The following is a 3,398-nucleotide window of genomic DNA, read 5'->3' as shown; positions in this document are numbered from 1 at the left end:
GGGCGCCGCCCCTGCCCCGCCGCCCCCCCCCCCGCGCCGCGCGGGCCCGGGCGCCCGCGGCGGGCACAGGCGCGGTGGTTTGGGGGCCCCGCCCCCCCGCCGGCGGGGGGGCCGCGGGGCCCGCCGCCGCGACCGGCACCACCGTCACCCTGATCGAGGAGAACGGCACCGCCCACACCTACCCCGGCCCTTCCGCCGACGGCGGTCCCCATCTCCGGCTCCGCCGCCGCGGCGGCGACTTCGTCCCCCTGCTCCTCCGTACCCCGGCACCCGAGCCGCAGACGCCGGAAGCGAAGGACCCGTTGCAGAACGGGCCGGAACAGAACGGGCCGGAACAGAACGGGCCGGAACAGAACGGGCCGGAACAGAACGGGCCGGAACCCAAGAGCACCGAGCCAAAGCGCCGGGAGGCACAGGTCACGACCCCCGTCGACACCGCTCCGCCGGTCCCGCCCGTGCCGCACCAGGACCTACAGGACCCGGCCGCCGTTCCGTTGCCCCCGTCTCCCACGTCCCCGACCGGCAGCGACCTTCCGGGCCCCTCGGACGAGGAGGACGAGGAGCAGGCGTATGAGCTGAGCACCCTGTCCGGAGGCGGCGAATCCGGCCCGACGGCGAGCGGTTCCCCGGAGCACCCCGCGCCGACTCCGCCCGATCCGGCGACGGTGACGAAGAAGGGTGGTGCCGGCCTGCACAAATGGGAGGAGAAGTCCGGGCGGGTGGTCGTCAAGCGTCGTGGTCCGACGGACAAGGGCTTCGTGATCCGCGTGCCAGCGGGGGCGGTGGTGTATCTCGATGGTTCGCAGCAGGTGCAGGCGGATCCGTCGCCGTACATCTGGGCGGAGTACACGACGGACGGGAAGGAGTACTCCGGATACATCCGTGATGCCAATGTGGCCAGGGACCAGATCGGCGATACCGGGCTCCACTTCAAGCCGAACGGCAGCGACGGTTTCACCGTCTTCGACGGTGAGACGCGGCAGCGGGTACCCAACAGCCCAACGCTCGACAGTACGGGTCGCGACTACCTCAAGAGCGTCATGCGGGCTCTGGACGACGCCGAGAAGGCAGGCGGCTTCCACATCACCGCGCGGCGGGAGCTGGTGAAGTCGATCCTGGCGGATCTGAGGCAGTTGCTGCGTTCGGATGTGGGGCCGTGGGCGCAGGTCGTGGAGAACGTAGGGCAGCGGCTCCCCGAGCGTGTGGAGCGGGATCGGGAGGAGCTGGAGAACAGTGAGCTGATCACGGAGTCGCATGTGCTGTCCGAGGTGCGGTTCACGGGCAGTGATTTCCAAAACGGCGGGCAGCAGGTGCTGTTTCTGCGGTTCACCGATCCGGCTGTGGCAGGCGGGGATCCGCGGACGGTGGTGTACAAGCCGAGCAGCCTGGAGGTGGATGCGGAGCTGTTCGGGAAGCAGGGCGCCAGTGTGGCGCGGACGCTGGATCCGGGCGGTGAGCGGATTCCGACGTACGCGATAGTGCCGGTGACGGCGGATGACGGCACGAAGTACGGCTATATGCAGTTCGTGCGCTCGGGTGGTCCGCGGACGGCCGATGCCCTGCTGAGGGTGTACGAGAGCCTGGGCGCGAACATGGCCCTGTCGTATCTGGTGGGGCTGGAGGATGTACACCACGAGAACGTTCTGCTGCTGGATGACCGGGTGCAGGTCATCGACATGGAGGCCACTTCCGGCGTCTTCAACTGGGAAACGGGCTTCGAATCCCAGCTGTGGCTCATGGCCCTCCAGAACAAGGTGCAGCGGCAGCTTGTCGAACTGGCTCACGCTGGGGAGCTGACGGGCGTGCCGAGCGCGTCAGAGGCACGGGAAGCCGCCGGCAGAGGATTCGCCGACGCCCTCGCGCGGATCGAGCAGCACATGCCAGCGGTGAATGGCTACCACGCCGAGCAGCTCGCCGGCCGGCGAGCCAGGTTCGTCCCGATCGCGACGTCCGGCCTGCGGGACCTGATCTTCGTGGTGCACAACCGCGACTACACGTACGAGGAGTGGACCGCGCGCCTGGAGCGTGAGCGGAGGGAGCCCTCGCGGAACTCGCTCGCCCAGCAGGCTCTGGGGCAGACAGGCAGCACTCTGGAGACCATGCACGCGCTGCTGCGAAGCCGGGCGACGTTCGACGCACTGCGGCGCGGAGACGTTCCCTATTTCACCCGAGACCTGGGCAGCCATACGGTGTACGACGAGGCGGGCAGCCCTGTGCGGAATCCGAGTGATGCCGAGGCCCGGCTGGACTATCCGAAGATCGGGGACCCGATCGACGTGGCGGTGCGGGACCGTGCGGGGCAAGAGCAGCGGAACCGCGTGCTGGGGATCTTCGACAGCACGGCGGTGGAGTGGATCGCGAACGTCAACACAGCCGTGTCCGAGGCCGTCGACGCCCATGTACTCACCGGCGGAACCTCGACCGCCGGTCCCGGCGCAGGGGCCGCTGTGCGTTGAGTCGAAGGGACAAGCCCGGTCTCCGACACCGCTGCACCGCTGCACCACGGTGCTCTGGCCGGACTGTGATCCGCTGTTCCCGCCGGCTTGGTCTGACCGGCTCGACCAGTACTTCGCGGACGTCCGGCTTCAGCACCTGCGTGGGATCCTGCTGATCCCGCCTTTACGACACTTCGGCGGGGGCCCAGGCACACTGGGGGCATGACGACCGGCGCAACGACACCGACCGCCCCGAGGCGCTCACGCGCCCGCACCTTCCTTCCTCTTGGCATCGCCGCCTGGCTGGTGCTGGAGATCTGGCTGCTGACCGTCGCGGCCGGTGCGGCCGGCGGACTCACCGTCCTCGCCCTGCTCGTCGGCGGTGGCGTGCTCGGCGCCGTGGTCATCAAGCGGGCCGGCCGGCGGGCGTTCCGCAACCTCACCGAGACCCTCCAGCAGCAGCAGTCGGGCTTCCCGCCCACGACTGCCGCCGCCGACCGTTCCAGCACCGGCAACGGCTTCCTCATGCTCGCCGGGCTGCTGCTCATGCTGCCGGGCCTGATCTCCGACGCGGCGGGCCTCCTGCTGCTCCTCCCGCCGGTCCGCGCGGCGGCCGGCCGGTTCGCGGAGAAGTCCCTGGACCGGCGGATGCGGCAGGCCGCTCCCGGTTCCCTCGGCGACGCGTTTCGGCAGGCCCGCATTCACCGCCCGGACGGAAAGGTCGTGCAGGGTGAGGTCATCCGCGAGGACGTGCCGACGCGGCCCCGTGCGGATGAAAGCCCGCGCCCTCCGCTGACCTCGTAGTCCCCGTCGTCCGGGCAGTTCCGAGTCATCCAAATCGCCCCAGTTGTCCCCGTCCGGGTCCCGTCGTCCGCGTGAGCGGACTGCCGGCCGGCGGTCGGGCGCCTGCCCGCAGCGGACCCCGCAGCAGACAAAGAGCCGCGGGCTGCGGCACACGTGATG

At 70.3% G+C, this 3,398-nt stretch carries 2 protein-coding genes; both read left to right on the top strand.

Annotated elements, in window-relative coordinates; translation table 11 throughout:
- Positions 1-2,456: DUF4135 domain-containing protein (locus ACWGI8_RS41840; RefSeq protein WP_453668695.1), on the top strand; the 2,456-nt coding region annotated here is incomplete at its 5' end.
- A gap of 201 nt (positions 2,457-2,657) precedes the next feature.
- The gene (gene fxsA / locus ACWGI8_RS41835; RefSeq protein WP_453668694.1) at positions 2,658-3,239 is read left to right on the top strand and encodes an FxsA family membrane protein; all 582 of its coding nucleotides are present in this window, start codon (positions 2,658-2,660) and stop codon (positions 3,237-3,239) included.
- The last annotated feature ends 159 nt before the right edge of the window (positions 3,240-3,398 follow it).

The organism is Streptomyces sp. NPDC054841 (assembly GCF_053611045.1).
Note: the sequence above shows the minus strand (reverse complement) of the source record. Positions and strands in the feature narration are given on the sequence as shown.